Below are 16,612 nucleotides of genomic sequence, written 5' to 3' on the forward strand. Positions count from 1 at the left end.
AATTATAGCGGTAGACGTGCGCATTCTTTGGTGTGCCTATTATCTTTACTATACGGGAAAGTTCTCGATTTTTTGTGCAGGAAACAAAGAAAGAAAAGAATTTCCCCACTGTCGGCAACTGAATCAAATTGTCACGGTTTGTGCACAGTTTATGCAAACATTCGGGGTAGCTTACTTAAGAAGAGATAAAAGAAATGAGGAATTTACAATGGCAAAGAACAAAATGACAATGGCTGCAGCTTCTGTTTTTGCTGCCCTGGCACTAAGCGCATGCCAAGCTGATCCTACTCCAATGGATATGGATGAGCAAATGGATGAAAACATGGAAGAGAACCACGAGAATATGGAAGAACAGATGGACGAGCAGATGGGGGATGAAGACGGCCATATGATGGACCACTCCAGCTCCGGTGAAGTCCCGGATGGTTTACAGGAAGCCCAAGATCCAACATACCCCACCGGATCTCAGGCCATTATCACGACCGATCACATGAGCGGCATGAAAGATGCCGAAGCAACGATTGCTGGCGCTTATGATACCACCGTTTATGCGGTCAGCTATACACCAGAGGGCGGTGGAGAGCCGGTCGAGGACCATAAATGGGTCATCCATGAAGAGTTAGAGAATGCCGGCGGTGAGCCATTCCAAGAAGGCGATGAAGCCGTACTCGATGCGGAGCATATGCAAGGCATGGACGGCGTAACGGCGACGATCGATTCTGCACAACAAACAACAGTTTATATGGTTGACTTCACGGCCACCGATAGCGGCGAACAAGTGACGAACCATAAATGGGTGACAGAAGATGAGTTGGCGCCTGTCGAATAATTTCCAACAAACCATAAAAAAGGAGAGAGTGTGATGAACAAGTACTTAAAATTTGGCATCATGATCGGAACTTCTACCTTCATTATGTATTGGCTGATGTATTTGAATGTGTTCCAGCTGGACCATATTTTTTATAGTGAAACACGGCTTTATATGGCGCTGATCATGGGCTCGGTGATGGCGATTGTCATGCTGTTGTTCATGTGGCCGATGTACAAGAACAAGAAAGCGAATGCCGGGATTCTTGCCGGCAGCGCCTTGGTTTTTGCCCTCTCGCTGTATCTCGTGCGCAGCCAAGTGCTTATTGAAGATACCGGCTGGATGAAAGCGATGATCCCCCACCACTCGATCGCGATCTTGACGAGCGAACGCGCGAACATTTCAGACCCTCGCGTGAGACAACTGGCGGATGAAATCATCGAAGCACAGCGCAAGGAAATCGATGAAATGAAGCAATTGATTGAAGACTTGGAAGAGGAAGAGTGAGCAAGCAACATACAAAGAAAACCTCGGGTAATCGTATTTTCCGAAGCTTATCGCTCGCTTTCCGTGGGCTCGCGCCCAAGCCTCCTCAGCCGCTTCGCGTCTTGCGGGGTCTCGGTCGTCTCGCTGATCCACCGGAGTCGAGCGAACGCTTCTCCAAATACTTAGCGAGGTCATTGATTGTTTAGTATAAATATAGGAGACCTCTCTCGTATATTGATTGCAAACCATAAAATTTTTCAACACCCTGAGAAAGACATGCCGGGTTTCGGCATGTCTTTCTTTTTTAGGTAGATGGTTTTTCGCCTGTAAGTGTAAATTGGCTTGCGCCGGTTTCCTTGGATTGCTTAAAACTCATGGCCCATAGCACTAGCGAGATGCTGCACATGACGAGGACCGAGACAATTACCACCGGCTGAACGGTGACCAGTTCCGATGCCACCCCGATGATCGCCGTCGCCACAATCACAAGCACCGCTTCCACCAGGCTGAAGGCACTGACGGTTCTCCCCATGATGTCGACTGGAATATGGTTTTGCGTGAAAGTATGGAAGCCCATATTGGCGAAAGCGAGCGAAAACGCCAAGATAAAAAATCCAGCCGCTGCCCCGGCGAATGAGTCCGATAATGCGTAGACAAGATAGCCAAGCGACATCATTACCGAACCGCCGCCGATCAATGCGACAAGCCTTAGTTTTTTTGTGAAGATCGTATTAACGATCGCGCCGAAAATGATGCCCGCTCCCGCAACACTGACAAGAAATCCATATTCCCCGTCTGACAGGCCGAGCACGCGTTTCGAGAACGTCGCTTCCTGCGAATCGATGGCCGTCGCCATGACCATCATGCAGCTAAACAAAAAGAATACCGTCATAACGAGCCGAGCGCTTTTGCTGAAATTCAGGACGAGTCGCCAGTCAGTCCGAATTATTTCCCAGGACATACGATGAGCCGTTTCTATCGCGATTGCCGCTTCTTCGAGTTTTGGCATGGAACGAAGGATGAACGCGGAAAAAACTAGCGCGGCTGCGTTTAAATAAATCGCGGTTTCCGGTATCCCCATCATGAATAACACGCCAGCGACAGCCGGCCCGATCAGAAACGCCCCAGAGTCGATGAGACTGCGAAGCGCATTGAAACGCTGGCGATTTTTCTCTGGAATCAATTTGGTGATATAGGTCATGGATGCCGGCTCGAACATCGATCCCGCCATATTGATTAACAGCACAAATGCATAGATAAGCCATAACGACGCAGCGAATGGCAGGCAGGCGATGAGCACAGCACGCAGGAGATCGAGTGTGATCATCAGGTTGCGCTGATTGACCCGGTCGATGACGCTGCCCGACCAGAAGTTCGTCAAGACCGTAGCAAGCGGTTTGACGATATACAGTCCTGCGACCGCAAGCGCGGATCCGGTCATATCCAGTACGATTAAGTTCAAGGCGATCAAATACACCCACGCCCCGAAGTTTGCGATGCCGATGCCTGTGAGTAAAACTATCGGCTCCCGCCACTCTTTATCTTTCCACATCCCTTTCATCTCCGCCACCACTCTCTGTTTCTTCGAGGCAAAGAAAAAAATCCCGCCCCCAAGACAATTGTCTTGGGGACGAGATTCCGGTCGTGGTGCCACCCCTGTTCGCGCATATGTCGCCATATGCGCCTCATTCGGTACATTCGATCTATACCTGAGCTCTGTAACGGGAGCTCCCGCCGCATCATCCCCTAGGTTCCGACGCGGTGCTCAGAGGCTTGCTTCACTCGCGCCCTTTTGCCCCGTTCCACCACCCCGGAGCTCTCTAGAAAAAGGATTCGCCAGCTACTGTTCTCTTCATCGCACTGATTTTGATTTTTACTAGATTACCACGAGACAGTCCCATCGGTACATAACAAGTTTCTGCCGGTTTCATCACGATTCATTCAACCGTAACCCGAGAGGCAAGAAAATAAGGAATGTCCGGTGTCGTGTCGAACGGTGCCACTTTGACGCGGTCGCCTTCTTTGAGTTCCTCGAACGAACTTACCGCGCCGATGAATTCGGTATGGTCGGTCATGAAGATTTCTTCGGTCGGGGCTTGCCGTGCGTCATCGGACTCGACTTCCAAGATAAAGCTCGCCTCGGTCATTTCCGATACGGTGCCTTGTAAACTTCCGCAACCTGCCAACAACATGGATGCCATGACGACTAAACCAAGCAGCTTTTTCATCTTCCCCACTCCTCTCGCCAGAATCATCACAACCGGCATGACAATTGACTTCATCGTTTCGACGCTAGTCATTTGTTCTGATGAATATGGATTTTATGGAAAATATTGATAAATAAATCCTATCATATATAATCTAGGTAGAATATAGTCAATCATGAGCAATTTCACATAATAAAATGAATAGGTCTATGGAACTTTTTGGAATGATTTGCGTATAATTCAATTAAGTTCATTTCTGTGACAGCTATTTATTGAGGGAGCGGATGCAAGTGAAGAAAAGGTGGTTCATCGTTTTTGTATTCGTTTTCCTATTCTTTCTATCTTATGCTACAGCGACTTATCTCCCATACCAGATCGATAATGTAACACTCCAACAAGACTTAACAGAATGGGTCTATAAAGAACAAGCGGCCTTAAAGAGTATTGAAATTTTAAGGACCACCCAAGTGGATCATACTTCGTCCCATGTTGTCCTTTTCGAACTGAAAAGTGGAGAAATCGCTTTTGCGCACATGATGCAAGGCTGGAACGGAAAATTCAAGATCGTCGAATCCGGATGGGGACCTGCGATTACGTATCGCGATATCCAAACCAAAAGCGGGGGCTATGGCGTCATCTATGGCGACAATTCGGACCTAGAAATTGATTCGATACGCGCCGATTCCTTGGAAGTATCATTCGGCTTTTCAGCAGACGTATCGAATGAATTGTATGTTATAAAATATGAGAAACTGCCTGCTTCAATCCAGACAGCTTTTCCAATGGAATTGCGTCTCTATGACAACAACGATAGAGAAATTGACATAGCGAACTGAATTTGGGTTCATATCTTCTGCCATTTTCAATAGGACACTCACTTTTAGGAGGAATTACTATGGCCAAAAACAACAAATCCGAAGACCAGCGCGATCGCCTTCAGCTGAAAGACCAGAAAGAACATGCAGGCAGCAATGTCAACGACTCCACCAACCGCGCACAGAGCGGCATGCCGGATACACGCGGCATGGGTTGGAAAGACATCGGCGGCGTGATTTTGCTGCTGGTGATTTTGTTGATTGCCTATACTTTCTACCAAATGTTTTTCGGTTAAGAAACTGGATGGTCAAAAAGGAGTGGGAATTTGAATAAGAAGATTTTAGTCACCGTAGTCACTTTAATGGTATTCGTAGTTCTAGTCGGCGGAACGGTGATGTTTTTGAAAAGCAATCCGCCGCTTGAAACGAACAGCTTGGCCTATACTGAGAGCGGCCATGCTGTGACAGTCGGGTTTGGCAATCAAGGATGGGGCGATTTCCAATTAACCGAAGTGGCGGTCAATAATTTTGAAGAGCCGCTAGAAAGGAAAATCCAACTGAGCAATCCGCTGAAAGGCTTTGTCGTTACAGATGATTTTGAATCTGCGGAAGCCCAGGCTTATGATTTTACAGATCTTGATGAGGTGACGATTAAAACCGGCACTTCCCCCACTGGCCTTTTGGAAAAAGTGAACAACGGGACCGCTTCTGAAGATGATGAAGCGTATGCGCTCACAGTTAAACATGACAAAAAAATTCATACCGTTCATATCAAATACAGTTATTTTGGAATCACTTTATATGAACAAGTGGAGGTATCTTCCTCATAAAACTAGAAAACGACACAGCTGCATCTGGCTGTGTCGTTTTTGTATGCCTCCATTGAACCTGTACGTTTTGTTAAGGTTTTTTCCGAAACAGATAGTTCTCAGCAGCAACGCTGTACTTCAATCCCTTCATCTTCTCTTTGACTAGCGCAAAGTCAACCGGCTTTTCCTTCGGGAGCTTGAAGTATTCCTCCAAATTGTCCCGCTCTATGTTATCGTTGTCGCTCACGATGCCGATCAACTCAAAGTCGTCATCGAACCTGGCTAAAGTGGCATCGCCATGGCTGTCATTGCATAATAAAATGCCGCCCGGTTTTAAGTATTGCTTGGTTTCCTGCCCGACAAACCCGGCGTATTGGGAAATGATTAAATCCACTTGCCCGATTTCAAGCGGCTCGGTATAATCCTGGCCGATAAAGGAAATCTTGCAGGCCTCCGGATACTCTTTGTGTTGCTCTATGTAATCCTGGATGCCGTCCATTTGTTTAAAAAACCGAATGGCTCCTTTGAAATTATCGATATACGTTACTTCAGGAATGACGAGAGACGGAGAGATATCAATAAAAGAGCCCGGGTAAATCGCTTTTTGCACGCCGTATTCCTTCGCGACAGCTTTGTACAAGGCTTTCCTATCTCCTGTTTTACGTATATATTCTTGGTATTCTTCAAGAAATCCCTTTTCCATCTGCGCCATCCCCTGTTCTTTCTTATGCTATGCTTGAGTTAATTACAATTAATTGGCAACACCCTGCTTAACGCCATTATTGAAAGGAGCTTGTGTCATGACTTCTGTATTCCTGACCGGAGTGTTCACTTGGCTTTTACTAATCGTGTTAGTGATCGCGTTGGTGGTTCTATTCAGAAAGATAAGACAATCTTAGTCGATTGTTATTCCTCTTTCTGCTCGATCCGCCAGGCGATGAATTTAACCACCTCGGCAATAAAAAAGGCGCCGAGCACCCACGGAATAAATTCATAGCCCGCGCCATCCGCCCAAATGCCCGAGACGATAATCGCTATGAAGGCACCTCCAAGAAACGAGAGATAATAGGCCCTGTTATCCTTCAAAAATTCTCTCATCCGCTTCACTCCCAACGAACGCGCACTTATTTGACTATCGGCAAGCCCGCCTTGTCCACCCAATCTTGGATAAAACGCTCTTGATGCGAATTGATTTTCGGCAGCTCGTTCGGCTTGAAGAAACGGTGCTCGTGGCTTTCCGCTCCTTCTTGCATGAGCTCGCCTGAAAACTCTTGTGTATGAAAAATAATTTGCACGCTATAGACTTGGTCGCCATTTTGGTATTCGGCATAGCCCTCTTCCCCGGAATACAGGCCAAATAGCTGGAGGTTTTCTGCCCGCAGCCCGGTTTCTTCATAGGTTTCCCGAACGGCGGTCTCGAGAAATGTTTCGCCAGGCTCCATGACCCCACCCGGGATTCCCCAAACGTCGCGGTCTTTTCGATGCTGAAGCAAAATCAGGCCATTTTGTTCAATAATGATTCCACAGCCAACCGTCATCAATAAATTCGAACCGATCAACTGGCGCATGTCTTGAATGTAATTCATGGTTATTTCCCCCGTTAGTTATAGTTTCTCTTTATTGATAATTTCTCCTCTACCTTTCTCCATAGCTGAGTGCGCTGTCTTTGTTCATTACCAGCATCCACCTCATAAGCACTATGCGGTCTACTAATTTCACGCCATTGGATGCTGCCAGTTTCTTTGCCGGCTCCGTATAGCCACTATTCGTAACCACCCAACATTCATCCGCTTTATAATGCAATTTCGCCGTGGAAACTTCTTGAACGGCTTTCAATCCGACTTTCTTTTTATAGCGTTTTGCTTGGACAACTATTCTCCGCCCGCCTTTCGACAAGATGAGGTCTGCGCCGTAATCTCCAGTGGCCGGTGTCATCTGTACGTGATAGCCTCTTTCTAAAAACAATACGCGAAGATAGTCTTCGAATTCTTTCCCCTTCATCTGATCTACTTGCAATATGCCTGATCGCTTCAATTTGCGGTCTTTAAGAATATTAGCGATGAATGTAAGCGTAAATGCAGCTAAAATAAAAACAACCAGAAACCCTGTCAATTGAGGATCCGCTGTGGCGATACTCCACATCAAATCCAAACCTAATCGAAACCCACTAAAAAAACCCTCCATAAGATACCCCTCCAGTTTTATTAAAACTCCTTTATACCTTTAAATATACCAATAAAAACCATTATGAGCTAAAGAATTTTAGTACATCATCTACAGGAATTATTTTTCGTTCATACGTAATTCTTTTATCATTGTAGTATAAAAGCAAAAACGAAAGCATGAAGCGTGACATAGCCAAGAAAGAGAAAAATGTTCCTCAGTTACTACGGTATGCGGAAACGTTCCGGATATCTTCATCTTTGAGAAAGTATGTGGAGATTTTATTATGAAAAGTTCAAGACAAGGTAATAGAGTGATACTCATTTAAGTACTTTCTCACAATACAGAGTTAAAAATATTAAAACACCGCAAGCAACAAAATCCCGATACTTCGGGAATTTATATTGCTTGCGGTGTTTCTTTAATGATGATTAGGCAACAATACCCGGTCCAAAGTTTTCGCCGTCACAGGCATGATCGCATTCAAAATCAATCCGCCAAAGCAAACTGTCAGCACGGTCCCGATGCCGATGGGGCCGCTGAACACTATCGCTAAAACGAGAAACATCAAGTAGATGGCAGTTCTCGAGACGAACAGGTTGGTCTTTGCGAGTTCTTTTACAAGAAGCGTCAGGCGATCCACTGGAATCGGTGCAAAATTGGTGTGAAGGTAGATCGCTGAGCCCACCCCTACCGCCAACAAGCCCGCTGTAAAATAAAGCGTCTGGCTGGTGACATTTTCAGGGACAACGATAGCGCTCAATATGTGAAGCCATAGGTCAATGCCGATCCCGACGATAATGGCGGTCATGATGCCGAGGAGCTCTGGTCTTTGACGGCCGAGCATGGCGTTTCCGACAATCATGATGGCGGCGATGATGATTTCCCAGCTCCCGACCGTCAATCCGACATTGAAGCTGAGCCCAACAAGCAAAGCATCGAACGGAGACGTGCCGAGATCCGATAAAATGGTCAGCGCAATGCCAAGTGACAATAATAATAGACCTGAGACATAGAAGAAATATTTCATTTTCCGCTCTCCCTTCTTGCATTGGCCGAATGATTTTTGTACACTCAATATAATTCATTATTGTTGCAAATGCAACATAATAAAAGGAGCCAATTTATGATCGAAATTCTGCGTGAAGTTGGCATGATTGCCCGCGCCTTGGATTCCATCAGCAATATCGAATTTAAAGAGCTCGAGCTGACAAAAGGGCAATACTTATATGTCGTCCGCATTTGCGAAAACCCGGGTATCATCCAGGAGCAATTGCTCGACCTAATCAAAGTCGACCGCTCCACCGCAACGCGCGCCCTCCAAAAGTTGGAGAGCAATGGCTTTATTGAAAAACGCAATGATCCCGATAATAAGAAAATCCGAAAAATTTATCCGACTGAAAAAGCACGCCAGGCCTACCCTTTCATCCTCCGGGAAAATGACCATTCCAACGCGGTCGCACTCGATGGTTTTACAGAGCAAGAAGCGGTAGAAGTCGAACGCTATTTGCGCCGCATCCGCCAAAACATCGAAGTCGATTTTGAAGCGGTCAAAAAAGGACATAAGCGCGAATATTAACGATGAAAAGGAGCGAATTTCCATGGCAAGCCTACGTAAATGTACAAAAGAAGACCTTCAGAAATTGCAGGACATCAGCATCCTCACTTATAAAGAGACCTTCGATGAACACAATAGCGAAGAAAATATGAATATTTATCTCGAAGCGGCCTATAACTTGCCGAAACTCGGCAAAGAACTCGCCACCCCAGAGTCCCATTTCTATTTTGCCATGGTCGACGGCGAAGTTGCGGGTTACTTGAAGATCAACACCGGTGATGCTCAAACCGAGCCGATGGGTGAGGAAGCGTTGGAGGTGGAACGCATTTACATCAAGAAAAAATTCCAGAAAAACGGCGCCGGGAAAGTGCTCATGAACCGAGCGTTTGAAATGGCGAATGAATTAGGAAAAGAAAAAATCTGGCTCGGCGTCTGGGAGCACAATGACAACGCGCGTGCGTTCTACGACAAGAAAGGCTTTGTCGAAACCGGCAGCCATTCGTTTTTCATGGGCGACGATGAGCAGACAGATTTGATTTTGACGAAGACTTTGTAGAGTAGATGAGCATGGGGATTCCGTAAAATCGCTACGCTTTCCTGCGGGCGAGCGCCAAGCCTCCTCAGCCGCTCTGAAACCCTTGTGCTCCCACATCTGCTTAACGCAGATGCGTCGCAAATGAATGCACTCAGCTAAGCTTCGCTCATTCATTTCTTGCGGGGTCTCGGCTGTCTCGCTGTCCCGCGGGAGTCTACGCAGTTTTACTCCATACTTTATTAGAAGATATATTAATTTACTCCTCATTATTTTGTATCGAAGAGAGTATTAATTAGATAAGGTGGTGCGCTATGTATATCCCAAAATACTATCAAGTGACTGACCCGGAAGAGATTCGTGAATTTATCGAAGCTCATTCATTCGGGACCATCATCACCTCAGGAAAAGGCCGCCCGCTTGCGACCCACCTCCCCCTCCAGTTAAAAAAAGAACACGACGGCTTTGTCTTGCGTGGCCATTTTGCACGCGGCAATCCGCAATGGCATACGATTGAAGACCCGGGTGAAATATTGGTGACCTTCCAAGGGCCACACGCCTACGTGACGTCTTCTTGGTACGAGGAAAAGGAAATCCCGACTTGGAATTACCAAGCGGCGCATGTGTATGGCACTGGCCGCTTGTTGTCAGAAGAGGAACTGCGGGAGGATTTGGTGACCTTGCTCCAAAAGCACGAACAGCATCGCGACGAGCCGGTTCTGTGGGACACACTCCCCAGCGCGCTTCTCGAAAAAGATATCAAAGGCATCGTCGGGTTCGAGCTCCGCATTACTGATATCCAAGCTGCGTTCAAATTAAGCCAAAACCAATCAGCTCGAGACTATCAACATGTGATTGATGGCTTGCGAACGGAACAGGACCCTTTGGCTGAAGAAGTTGCGGACGTTATGGACAAAAGACGCCCGTAGCCTTAGAACCCTTATTGCTTGAAGTCCATCGGCATTTCTTATATAACTAGAAGTAATTGAATGACCAAAAAAAGTTTTCTAGGGTTCCGCAGCATAGCTGGCCTGGTCCGAGAGAAAACACACAGCCATCGCTGTGACACGGAGGGACAAAAGCCTGGGAGAAACTGTTTTTACAGTTCTCCCGGGCTTTTTATTTTTGAAAAGTGTTGCATGAAATCAAAAGTTGTAACAGTAAAAGTTTCACAAAACTGCTAAGAACAGCTTGCTTGGATTCGTGTTAGCTTCGTTTTATGAATTTTATTAATCTGGATGAAAAAGCGGAAGGTGGCGACTCCTGCGGGAATAGCATGAGTCTTGAGACCCCACAGGGAGCGAAGCGACCGAGGAGGCTCAAGCCATGCCCGCGGAAAGCGTCCACCTGCAGCGACTCCATCAACTGATCTACTTTTCATTTTATTACTTTATTTATTATTAGGAGGAATTCCAATGAATCTTCAATGGGGAAAAGTATTAATCGCGGCGTTATTTGAAGTCGCGTGGGTCGTCGGATTAAAGCATGCGGATTCACTCGGTGAATGGCTGATTACGGTCGTCGCGATCGCCGTCAGCTTCACTTTGCTGATCGATGCCGGAAACAAACTGCCGGTCGGCACCGTCTATGCAGTCTTTGTCGGACTTGGGACGGCTGGGACCGTGTTGTCCGAAATCGTCTTTTTCAATGAGCCCGTCAGTACTGCAAAACTGATACTGGTCGGCATTTTACTGCTCGGTGTTATCGGGTTGAAACTGGTGACCGCAGATGCTACACCGGAAAGGAGTGAAGCGTAATGGCTTGGATTTCACTTATATTCGCAGGGATTTTTGAAATGACGGGCGTTGCCATGATCAATAAATGGCATCACGACCGCAAATGGCAGTCACTCGCTATGCTCATCGGCGGATTTGTTGCGAGCTTTTTATTCTTATCCATCGCGATGGAATCTCTGCCGATGGGAACGGCTTATGCGATTTGGACCGGCATCGGCGCTTCTGGCGGCGCGATCATTGGCATGCTGTTTTACAATGAATCGAAAGATTGGCGGCGCATCCTGTTTATCGCAATGGTGCTCGGCTCTGCCGTCGGATTGAAGCTCGTTTCTTAATTAATGATGGCAAAACACCCCCGCTTCCCCTACTATGAGAAGTAGAGAACACTGGCAGAAACATCCTTTTTTGCCAATACACCAAGATCCGCATCATCTATTCAAAGGGAGTGGGATGGAATGGATTTCAAGTATGTCACGGTCGCGGGAAGCGGCGTGTTGGGGAGCCAAATCGCTTTCCAATCGGCGTATCACGGATTCGAAGTCGCAGTATACGATATCAATGAGGAAGCGTTGACTCGTGCAAAGGTGCGTTTCGAAGTGCTCCAAAAGCATTTCCGGAAAGATTTGAAAGCGACGGATGAAGACTTGGATGCCGCTTATAACCGGCTGTCTTTCTATACCGATTTAGGGGAATCTGTAAAAAATGCCGATTTAATGATTGAAGCGGTGCCTGAAGTGCTCGATATTAAAAAGGAATTTTACACTTCTTTAGCGAAAGTCGCACCGGAGCAGACAGTTTTTGCGACGAATACTTCGACGATGCTGCCGAGCACGTTCGCTGAATACACAGGACGCCCTGAGAAATTCTTGGCGCTTCATTTCGCCAACGATATTTGGCGCAGCAATACCGCGGAAATCATGGGACATGGCGGTACCGACGAAGCGGTCTTTAACGATGTCGTCGACTTTGCTCAAGCAATCGGCATGGTCGCGCTTCCGCTCCACAAAGAACAGCCGGGCTATATTTTGAATACTTTGCTCGTGCCGTTTTTGAATTCCGCCCAGTATTTGGTCGTCAACGGCATTTCAGACCCGCATACGGTCGACAAGACTTGGATGATCGCAACCGGTGCGCCGAAAGGGCCTTTCGCGATTTTGGATGTCATCGGCATCAATACGCCGTATCATTTGTCTGTTGCGAAAGCTAACGCTGGTGATGCGGAAGCTGCAAAAGTCGCCGAGTACTTGAAAACGGAATTTCTCGACAAAGGCCGCATGGGGATACAGAACGGCAAAGGCTTCTATGACTACCCGAACCCGCGTTATCTGGATAAGGACTTTTTGAAGGAATAAATTAGAAAACCCGCATGGCCATGTGCAAGTGAGCACGTGGCGTTGCGGGTTTTCCGTTTTATTCTGCGATCCAATTGATTTTACTTCTTAGAGATCTTTGTACATATAATAATGGGTAAATCCTTTTGGAAAATCGTCTAATTTCCCCAGCACTTTAAATCCTAATTTCTGATAGAAATCCGGCGCTTGAAAACTGAAGGTTTCCAGCCTCATCAGGCGACATCCTTGTTCTCGCGCGTATGACTCTGCCGTTGCCAATAATTCTTGGCCTTTTCCCATCCCTCGTAAAGAATCGTCTACCCATAGAAGGTCTACGAAAAAACACTCCCAATCCGTATGTCCTACCAGGCCGCCGACAATGTTCTCTTCTTCATTCTTTAACACAAAACTCATTTTTTCTTCTTCGGTATAAGCGACTTTTTCTTTGTTATGCCTTACTAAATGATAGCGGATAAATCCCGCTTCTTCTTCGTTGTATCCTGCATGCAGGCGAATATTCGACATCCAGTTCACTCCTTCTGAAAGACAACAGTAGTCTCCTGAGATTTTTCCAGCGTTAGTGCTTTAGCTCAGCAGTAAATCCGTTAAACATGTCGGGTCCCCCGCAAATGTGGAAAACTGAACCTCACCTGTTTTCCCTGCTGCTTCAATTTCCACCGTATACGTTCGGTCCCGAGGCAGCCACAGATCGATAAATCCATTTTGTGGCGTTGTCATTACTTCATCCACGTGAACTTCTCCGGTTTCATCGGTAATAACGACATTCATTTCTTTTTCGGCCAGTTCTCCTTGGCACCCCGTCAAGCTATGGATTTCACAAGGATGCGTGAATGTTTCGTAAGGGGCAATCGAGATAAAAAACTCGTCCTCCGGTAATGGATAGACCGATTTTTCTCCTTCATCTTCTACGGTCAGGTTCTGATCATCAATCGACGCAGCACTGACCTTATCACTTCCGCTCATGTCAGCTACCAACTCTTTTACATCAGTCTGGCTCATCGCAGATTCATCTGCACATCCTGCCAATAGGCCGGCGAATATGAACATGACAAAAACCAATGGCATTTTCATCTAACCTCTCCTCTCCTCCTTACTATATCAAATTCCATTTATGTTTTATTGGCTGAATTCGTACGACTTAATGAACCCGGCCCTTCCTGTTGACAGATGCCCGATGCTTGCACACTCAGCTATTGCGCCTCTTTTCGAATATCTGAAAGTGTAATGTGAACCCTTTCTTCAAAACAAAGCACCTCACAAACCAGCGTTTAAACGCTAATTTACGAAGTGCAGCCATTTTGCTTTTTTGTTTTTCTCAATCAAAGAACTAGCGTGTGCATAATTCCACTCATTACGATTAGCTCGCTGTGGTGGACTTTATCAACTCCCGCACTTGGTTTTTGGTGGGAAGAGCCGAAATAGCGCCTTTCCCAGTAGTGGCGAGCGCACCGCCCGCATTGGCGAACGCCAGCAATTCTTCGTGATGCTCAATAAGTAGGGCCTCCAAATTGTCTGGTGCCGCTCCCCAATTCAGCAATTGGTACAAAAACGCGCCGGTAAAGGCATCTCCTGCCCCGGTCGTGTCTTCGACTGCCACCGAATATCCCGCGGCTGAATACTTATGATTCTCCACGTACAGATCCGCACCTTTTGCGCCTTTCGTCAACACGACTGCCAAGACATTCCCTGCAAACAAAGAGGCTATCGCTGTTGACTCATCTGCGATGCCGGTGATAAACTCCAGTTCGTCGTCGGAAACTTTGATGAGATGCGCCGTTGAAATGAACTCTTGAATAGTCTCCCGGCATTGCTTCGGGGTTTCCCAGAGCGGCAAGCGTACATTGGGGTCAAAACTGATAATCGCGCCATTCTTATTAGCGGCTCCGATGGCTTTGATATGGGCTTTTTTCATCGGACTGTCGATTAAGTCTACTGAACCAAAATGCAAAACGTCCCCTTGACCGAACCAGTCTTCGTTCACTTCTGAAGCTTTCAGAAGCAAGTCCGCGGAAGGGTTCCGGTAAAAGGAAAAGTCCCGTTCGCCGTCTTCGCGGAGCGACACAAAGGCAAGTCCGGTATTCGCTTCTTTTGTCCGTGGAATCTTATCGATTTTCACTCCCGCCTTAGCAAGCCGCTCCAATAGAAAATCGCCAAAGGCATCTTGCCCTACTTTGGTGATCAGGGAAGCTGTTCCGCCTAACTTCGCAACCGCCGCTGCTACATTGGCAGGCGCTCCGCCCGGCACTCGCGTAAAAGATGATACATCCTTTAAAGCGATGCCTTTTTGGTCGGGAATAAAATCGATCAATACTTCACCAATCGAGAACAACTCTCCCATTGAGCACCTCTCCCTTATCTAGCTATAATCGTCAATAATCCCATTTCACGGCTTTAAACGCAGCACTGCCGCCTTTTGCAAAAAATCGGATGTCCTGGCTTCTAATATCCGGGAAAATCCGGGCGGTAAACACTTCTTCTCCGTCGTTCACAAAAATCTCCACGGACGAGGAATCGACAAACATTTGGAATTTGTACACGTCCGCATCCATCCGGCATTTCCGTTCGGTGCCATGCTTGCTGCCAATTACTTTACCCGAGGATGTGCGGTCGAGTATCAATTTCCCTTGGGCTGCATCGTATTTGATCACGGTTTGTTCTTCCTCACTAACGCGGAATTCGATGCCATATTCCAAGGCATCCCCCGGTTCGAACTCACAAATCAGCTCATATGTGACACCTGAAAATCCCTCGTATGATTTCTTTTCGTCGCCCAGTTTATCCTGTGCTTCGACTTTATTTTTACGAAGAGACTTCAGTTCTGGAATCGGCTGTTGGATGATTTTGCCGTCTCGGAGCGACAACTCCCGGAGGATGGTCAAGCAATTCGCCCATCCGCTGCTATCGGTTGGATACTCGATTTCCGGCAGCCCCATCCAAGCGACCATCAACCGCCTGCCGCTCGGGTCCTTCATCGTATGGGGCGCATAAAAATCAAACCCCCGGTCGAGTTCGACAAAATCACCATGAATCAATTGCCGCCGCTCTAAATCGATTTTTTCGCCCAGCACATAACCAGCCTGGTAAATGTTCTGGTAAAGATCCCCCTTTGCCTCCAGTCCTTGAGGAGAAAAAAACAAGATGCCCCGATCATCCATTTCGAAATAATCCGGGCATTCCCACATGAACCCAAAATTATCCAAATTGGTAGCTAGCTCCCCTTCAAACTTCCATTCCAATAAATCAGTCGAACTCAATAAACACACAGTTCCCGTTTGATCGGTTCGCTGCGCGCCAATGACCGCATAATACCGGTCGTCCACTTTCCATAATTTCGGATCGCGGAAATGCTCAGTGTAACCATCCGGCACTTTGTCGAGAACCGATTTTTTCGATTTGATGATATTTCCCTCATCATCCATCAAAGCGATGCATAGATAAGGACGTCTTACGAGATTCTCATCCCGTGTATTGCCGGTATAAAGCAAATACAATTTCCCTTCATGTTCCACCGCACTGCCTGAATACGCCCCGTGGCTATCAAAATACTCATCCGGTTTAATAGCGATCCCGACATTCTCCCAGTTCACCAGATCTGTCGATTTCGTATGATACCAATACTTCAAGCCATGAAAAGGCCCGAGCGGATGCCATTGATAATACAAATGGTATTCACCTTTATAAAAACAAAATCCGTTCGGGTCATTGAGCAGTCCGGAAACCGGTTGGATGTGATAAGTTTGTCGCCAGGAACAACTATTCACCCGTGAAATCAAGTTATCTATATCTTCTTGATTGATCTGGTCGAGCCGAATGTAACTTTTCCCCCTTGGTAATTCCATTGTCATCATTCTCCTTTTGTGAAAGCAGAATTTTTGTTGCGCCATTCTTTAAAATTTTGTAAGCCCCACTCCCTTGATCCCCATGTAGATGCAATGACTCCAGCACGATGCTACAGAAGGCAGTTTATTTATTAAATTATATGATTTTCAGGATGTGTAATCAATGCTCTACTACTAATTAGTCAGATTTTTCTGTAAATTTATGTTGAAAATGTGTCTGTTTTTTCTTAGTCATCCCGTCGTTTTCAAAGCTCATCCTAATGTTTAAGCGCTAGATCCGTAGACCGCGCAATCTATAAGCGTTAAT

General features: G+C 46.6%; 22 protein-coding genes, 1 riboswitch and 1 other annotated feature. Of the genes, 11 read left to right on the top strand and 11 right to left on the bottom strand.

Going from position 1 to position 16,612, the window contains the following annotated elements:
• The first annotated feature begins 208 nt into the window (after window positions 1-208).
• On the top strand, window positions 209-829 hold the full coding sequence (locus tag AY633_RS04295; RefSeq protein ID WP_068486799.1) for a YdhK family protein: 621 nt from the start codon (window positions 209-211) through the stop codon (window positions 827-829).
• A gap of 33 nt (window positions 830-862) precedes the next feature.
• Window positions 863-1,315 (top strand): DUF305 domain-containing protein, encoded by a 453-nt coding sequence (locus tag AY633_RS04300; protein ID WP_068486801.1) that lies wholly within the window; start codon window positions 863-865, stop codon window positions 1,313-1,315.
• Between the two features lie 283 nt (window positions 1,316-1,598).
• Here the strand turns inward: AY633_RS04300 and AY633_RS04305 are convergent, their stop codons facing one another.
• Both AY633_RS04305 and AY633_RS04310 read right to left on the bottom strand, forming a co-directional pair.
• Window positions 1,599-2,855: an MFS transporter gene (locus tag AY633_RS04305; protein WP_068486803.1), complete on the bottom strand. Its 1,257-nt coding sequence runs from the start codon at window positions 2,853-2,855 to the stop codon at window positions 1,599-1,601.
• Window positions 2,856-2,917: 62 nt separating this feature from the next.
• Window positions 2,918-3,159, bottom strand: a binding site (T-box leader).
• 72 nt (window positions 3,160-3,231) lie between these two features.
• Window positions 3,232-3,594, bottom strand: coding sequence for a hypothetical protein (locus AY633_RS04310; RefSeq protein ID WP_186008744.1), 363 nt, complete (start codon window positions 3,592-3,594; stop codon window positions 3,232-3,234).
• 197 nt (window positions 3,595-3,791) lie between these two features.
• On the opposite strand from AY633_RS04310, the gene AY633_RS04315 reads away from it, so the two are divergent.
• From AY633_RS04315 to AY633_RS04325, 3 genes are read left to right on the top strand one after another with little or no spacing between them, the layout of a single operon-like run.
• Entirely contained in the window at window positions 3,792-4,337 is a 546-nt protein-coding gene (locus tag AY633_RS04315) for a hypothetical protein (protein WP_145915649.1), read from the top strand.
• Window positions 4,338-4,396: 59 nt separating this feature from the next.
• The gene (locus AY633_RS04320) at window positions 4,397-4,612 is read left to right on the top strand and encodes a DUF6366 family protein (RefSeq protein WP_068486808.1); all 216 of its coding nucleotides are present in this window, start codon (window positions 4,397-4,399) and stop codon (window positions 4,610-4,612) included.
• A gap of 30 nt (window positions 4,613-4,642) precedes the next feature.
• The gene (locus tag AY633_RS04325; RefSeq protein WP_068486810.1) at window positions 4,643-5,146 is read left to right on the top strand and encodes a hypothetical protein; all 504 of its coding nucleotides are present in this window, start codon (window positions 4,643-4,645) and stop codon (window positions 5,144-5,146) included.
• Between the two features lie 70 nt (window positions 5,147-5,216).
• Here the strand turns inward: AY633_RS04325 and AY633_RS04330 are convergent, their stop codons facing one another.
• The 5 genes from AY633_RS04330 to AY633_RS04350 all read right to left on the bottom strand — a co-directional run bounded on the left by AY633_RS04330 (window position 5,217) and on the right by AY633_RS04350 (window position 8,318).
• Entirely contained in the window at window positions 5,217-5,828 is a 612-nt protein-coding gene (locus AY633_RS04330; protein ID WP_068486813.1) for a hypothetical protein, read from the bottom strand.
• 203 nt (window positions 5,829-6,031) lie between these two features.
• On the bottom strand, window positions 6,032-6,223 hold the full coding sequence (locus AY633_RS04335; RefSeq protein WP_068486814.1) for a hypothetical protein: 192 nt from the start codon (window positions 6,221-6,223) through the stop codon (window positions 6,032-6,034).
• Window positions 6,224-6,249: 26 nt separating this feature from the next.
• Complete coding sequence (locus AY633_RS04340) at window positions 6,250-6,711, bottom strand: NUDIX hydrolase (protein WP_068486816.1); 462 nt, start codon at window positions 6,709-6,711, stop codon at window positions 6,250-6,252.
• A gap of 49 nt (window positions 6,712-6,760) precedes the next feature.
• Complete coding sequence (locus AY633_RS04345; protein ID WP_186008745.1) at window positions 6,761-7,309, bottom strand: restriction endonuclease; 549 nt, start codon at window positions 7,307-7,309, stop codon at window positions 6,761-6,763.
• A 400-nt stretch (window positions 7,310-7,709) separates the two neighbouring features.
• The gene (locus AY633_RS04350; protein ID WP_068486819.1) at window positions 7,710-8,318 is read right to left on the bottom strand and encodes a YczE/YyaS/YitT family protein; all 609 of its coding nucleotides are present in this window, start codon (window positions 8,316-8,318) and stop codon (window positions 7,710-7,712) included.
• 96 nt (window positions 8,319-8,414) lie between these two features.
• On the opposite strand from AY633_RS04350, the gene AY633_RS04355 reads away from it, so the two are divergent.
• The 6 genes from AY633_RS04355 (at window position 8,415) to AY633_RS04380 (ending at window position 12,466) form a co-directional block, all read left to right on the top strand.
• Window positions 8,415-8,867, top strand: coding sequence for a MarR family winged helix-turn-helix transcriptional regulator (locus AY633_RS04355; RefSeq protein ID WP_068486821.1), 453 nt, complete (start codon window positions 8,415-8,417; stop codon window positions 8,865-8,867).
• A 22-nt stretch (window positions 8,868-8,889) separates the two neighbouring features.
• Complete coding sequence (locus AY633_RS04360; protein ID WP_068486823.1) at window positions 8,890-9,402, top strand: GNAT family N-acetyltransferase; 513 nt, start codon at window positions 8,890-8,892, stop codon at window positions 9,400-9,402.
• 290 nt (window positions 9,403-9,692) lie between these two features.
• Window positions 9,693-10,307, top strand: a complete 615-nt coding sequence (locus AY633_RS04365; protein ID WP_068486826.1) for an FMN-binding negative transcriptional regulator — start codon at window positions 9,693-9,695, stop codon at window positions 10,305-10,307.
• A 67-nt stretch (window positions 10,308-10,374) separates the two neighbouring features.
• Window positions 10,375-10,470: riboswitch (guanidine-I (ykkC/yxkD leader) on the top strand.
• A 323-nt stretch (window positions 10,471-10,793) separates the two neighbouring features.
• Window positions 10,794-11,135, top strand: a complete 342-nt coding sequence (locus AY633_RS04370; protein WP_068486832.1) for a DMT family transporter — start codon at window positions 10,794-10,796, stop codon at window positions 11,133-11,135.
• Window positions 11,135-11,449, top strand: a complete 315-nt coding sequence (locus tag AY633_RS04375) for a DMT family transporter (protein WP_068463905.1) — start codon at window positions 11,135-11,137, stop codon at window positions 11,447-11,449. The genes AY633_RS04370 and AY633_RS04375 overlap by 1 nt, the downstream gene beginning before the upstream one ends.
• A gap of 120 nt (window positions 11,450-11,569) precedes the next feature.
• On the top strand, window positions 11,570-12,466 hold the full coding sequence (locus AY633_RS04380) for a 3-hydroxyacyl-CoA dehydrogenase (protein WP_068486835.1): 897 nt from the start codon (window positions 11,570-11,572) through the stop codon (window positions 12,464-12,466).
• A gap of 87 nt (window positions 12,467-12,553) precedes the next feature.
• Here the strand turns inward: AY633_RS04380 and AY633_RS04385 are convergent, their stop codons facing one another.
• From AY633_RS04385 to AY633_RS04400, 4 genes are all read right to left on the bottom strand, one after another.
• Window positions 12,554-12,970: a GNAT family N-acetyltransferase gene (locus AY633_RS04385; protein ID WP_068486837.1), complete on the bottom strand. Its 417-nt coding sequence runs from the start codon at window positions 12,968-12,970 to the stop codon at window positions 12,554-12,556.
• Between the two features lie 60 nt (window positions 12,971-13,030).
• Complete coding sequence (locus AY633_RS04390; protein ID WP_068486841.1) at window positions 13,031-13,537, bottom strand: CueP family metal-binding protein; 507 nt, start codon at window positions 13,535-13,537, stop codon at window positions 13,031-13,033.
• A 286-nt stretch (window positions 13,538-13,823) separates the two neighbouring features.
• Complete coding sequence (locus AY633_RS04395) at window positions 13,824-14,804, bottom strand: carbohydrate kinase family protein (RefSeq protein WP_068486843.1); 981 nt, start codon at window positions 14,802-14,804, stop codon at window positions 13,824-13,826.
• 31 nt (window positions 14,805-14,835) lie between these two features.
• Window positions 14,836-16,305, bottom strand: a complete 1,470-nt coding sequence (locus AY633_RS04400; protein WP_068486846.1) for a glycoside hydrolase family 32 protein — start codon at window positions 16,303-16,305, stop codon at window positions 14,836-14,838.
• Window positions 16,306-16,612 lie beyond the last annotated feature (307 nt).

This window comes from Planococcus maritimus, assembly GCF_001592825.1.
Lineage (GTDB): Bacteria > Bacillota > Bacilli > Bacillales_A > Planococcaceae > Planococcus > Planococcus maritimus_C.

Coding starts and splice junctions, on each gene's coding strand:
- AY633_RS04295 (WP_068486799.1), top strand. CDS start 209: ATGGCAAAGAACAAAATGACAATGGCTGCAGCTTCTGTTTTTGCTGCC.
- AY633_RS04300 (WP_068486801.1), top strand. CDS start 863: ATGAACAAGTACTTAAAATTTGGCATCATGATCGGAACTTCTACCTTC.
- AY633_RS04305 (WP_068486803.1), bottom strand. CDS start 2,855: ATGAAAGGGATGTGGAAAGATAAAGAGTGGCGGGAGCCGATAGTTTTA.
- AY633_RS04310 (WP_186008744.1), bottom strand. CDS start 3,594: ATGACTAGCGTCGAAACGATGAAGTCAATTGTCATGCCGGTTGTGATG.
- AY633_RS04320 (WP_068486808.1), top strand. CDS start 4,397: ATGGCCAAAAACAACAAATCCGAAGACCAGCGCGATCGCCTTCAGCTG.
- AY633_RS04330 (WP_068486813.1), bottom strand. CDS start 5,828: ATGGAAAAGGGATTTCTTGAAGAATACCAAGAATATATACGTAAAACA.
- AY633_RS04335 (WP_068486814.1), bottom strand. CDS start 6,223: ATGAGAGAATTTTTGAAGGATAACAGGGCCTATTATCTCTCGTTTCTT.
- AY633_RS04340 (WP_068486816.1), bottom strand. CDS start 6,711: ATGAATTACATTCAAGACATGCGCCAGTTGATCGGTTCGAATTTATTG.
- AY633_RS04345 (WP_186008745.1), bottom strand. CDS start 7,309: ATGGAGGGTTTTTTTAGTGGGTTTCGATTAGGTTTGGATTTGATGTGG.
- AY633_RS04350 (WP_068486819.1), bottom strand. CDS start 8,318: ATGAAATATTTCTTCTATGTCTCAGGTCTATTATTATTGTCACTTGGC.
- AY633_RS04355 (WP_068486821.1), top strand. CDS start 8,415: ATGATCGAAATTCTGCGTGAAGTTGGCATGATTGCCCGCGCCTTGGAT.
- AY633_RS04360 (WP_068486823.1), top strand. CDS start 8,890: ATGGCAAGCCTACGTAAATGTACAAAAGAAGACCTTCAGAAATTGCAG.
- AY633_RS04365 (WP_068486826.1), top strand. CDS start 9,693: ATGTATATCCCAAAATACTATCAAGTGACTGACCCGGAAGAGATTCGT.
- AY633_RS04370 (WP_068486832.1), top strand. CDS start 10,794: ATGAATCTTCAATGGGGAAAAGTATTAATCGCGGCGTTATTTGAAGTC.
- AY633_RS04375 (WP_068463905.1), top strand. CDS start 11,135: ATGGCTTGGATTTCACTTATATTCGCAGGGATTTTTGAAATGACGGGC.
- AY633_RS04380 (WP_068486835.1), top strand. CDS start 11,570: ATGGATTTCAAGTATGTCACGGTCGCGGGAAGCGGCGTGTTGGGGAGC.
- AY633_RS04385 (WP_068486837.1), bottom strand. CDS start 12,970: ATGTCGAATATTCGCCTGCATGCAGGATACAACGAAGAAGAAGCGGGA.
- AY633_RS04390 (WP_068486841.1), bottom strand. CDS start 13,537: ATGAAAATGCCATTGGTTTTTGTCATGTTCATATTCGCCGGCCTATTG.
- AY633_RS04395 (WP_068486843.1), bottom strand. CDS start 14,804: ATGGGAGAGTTGTTCTCGATTGGTGAAGTATTGATCGATTTTATTCCC.
- AY633_RS04400 (WP_068486846.1), bottom strand. CDS start 16,305: ATGGAATTACCAAGGGGGAAAAGTTACATTCGGCTCGACCAGATCAAT.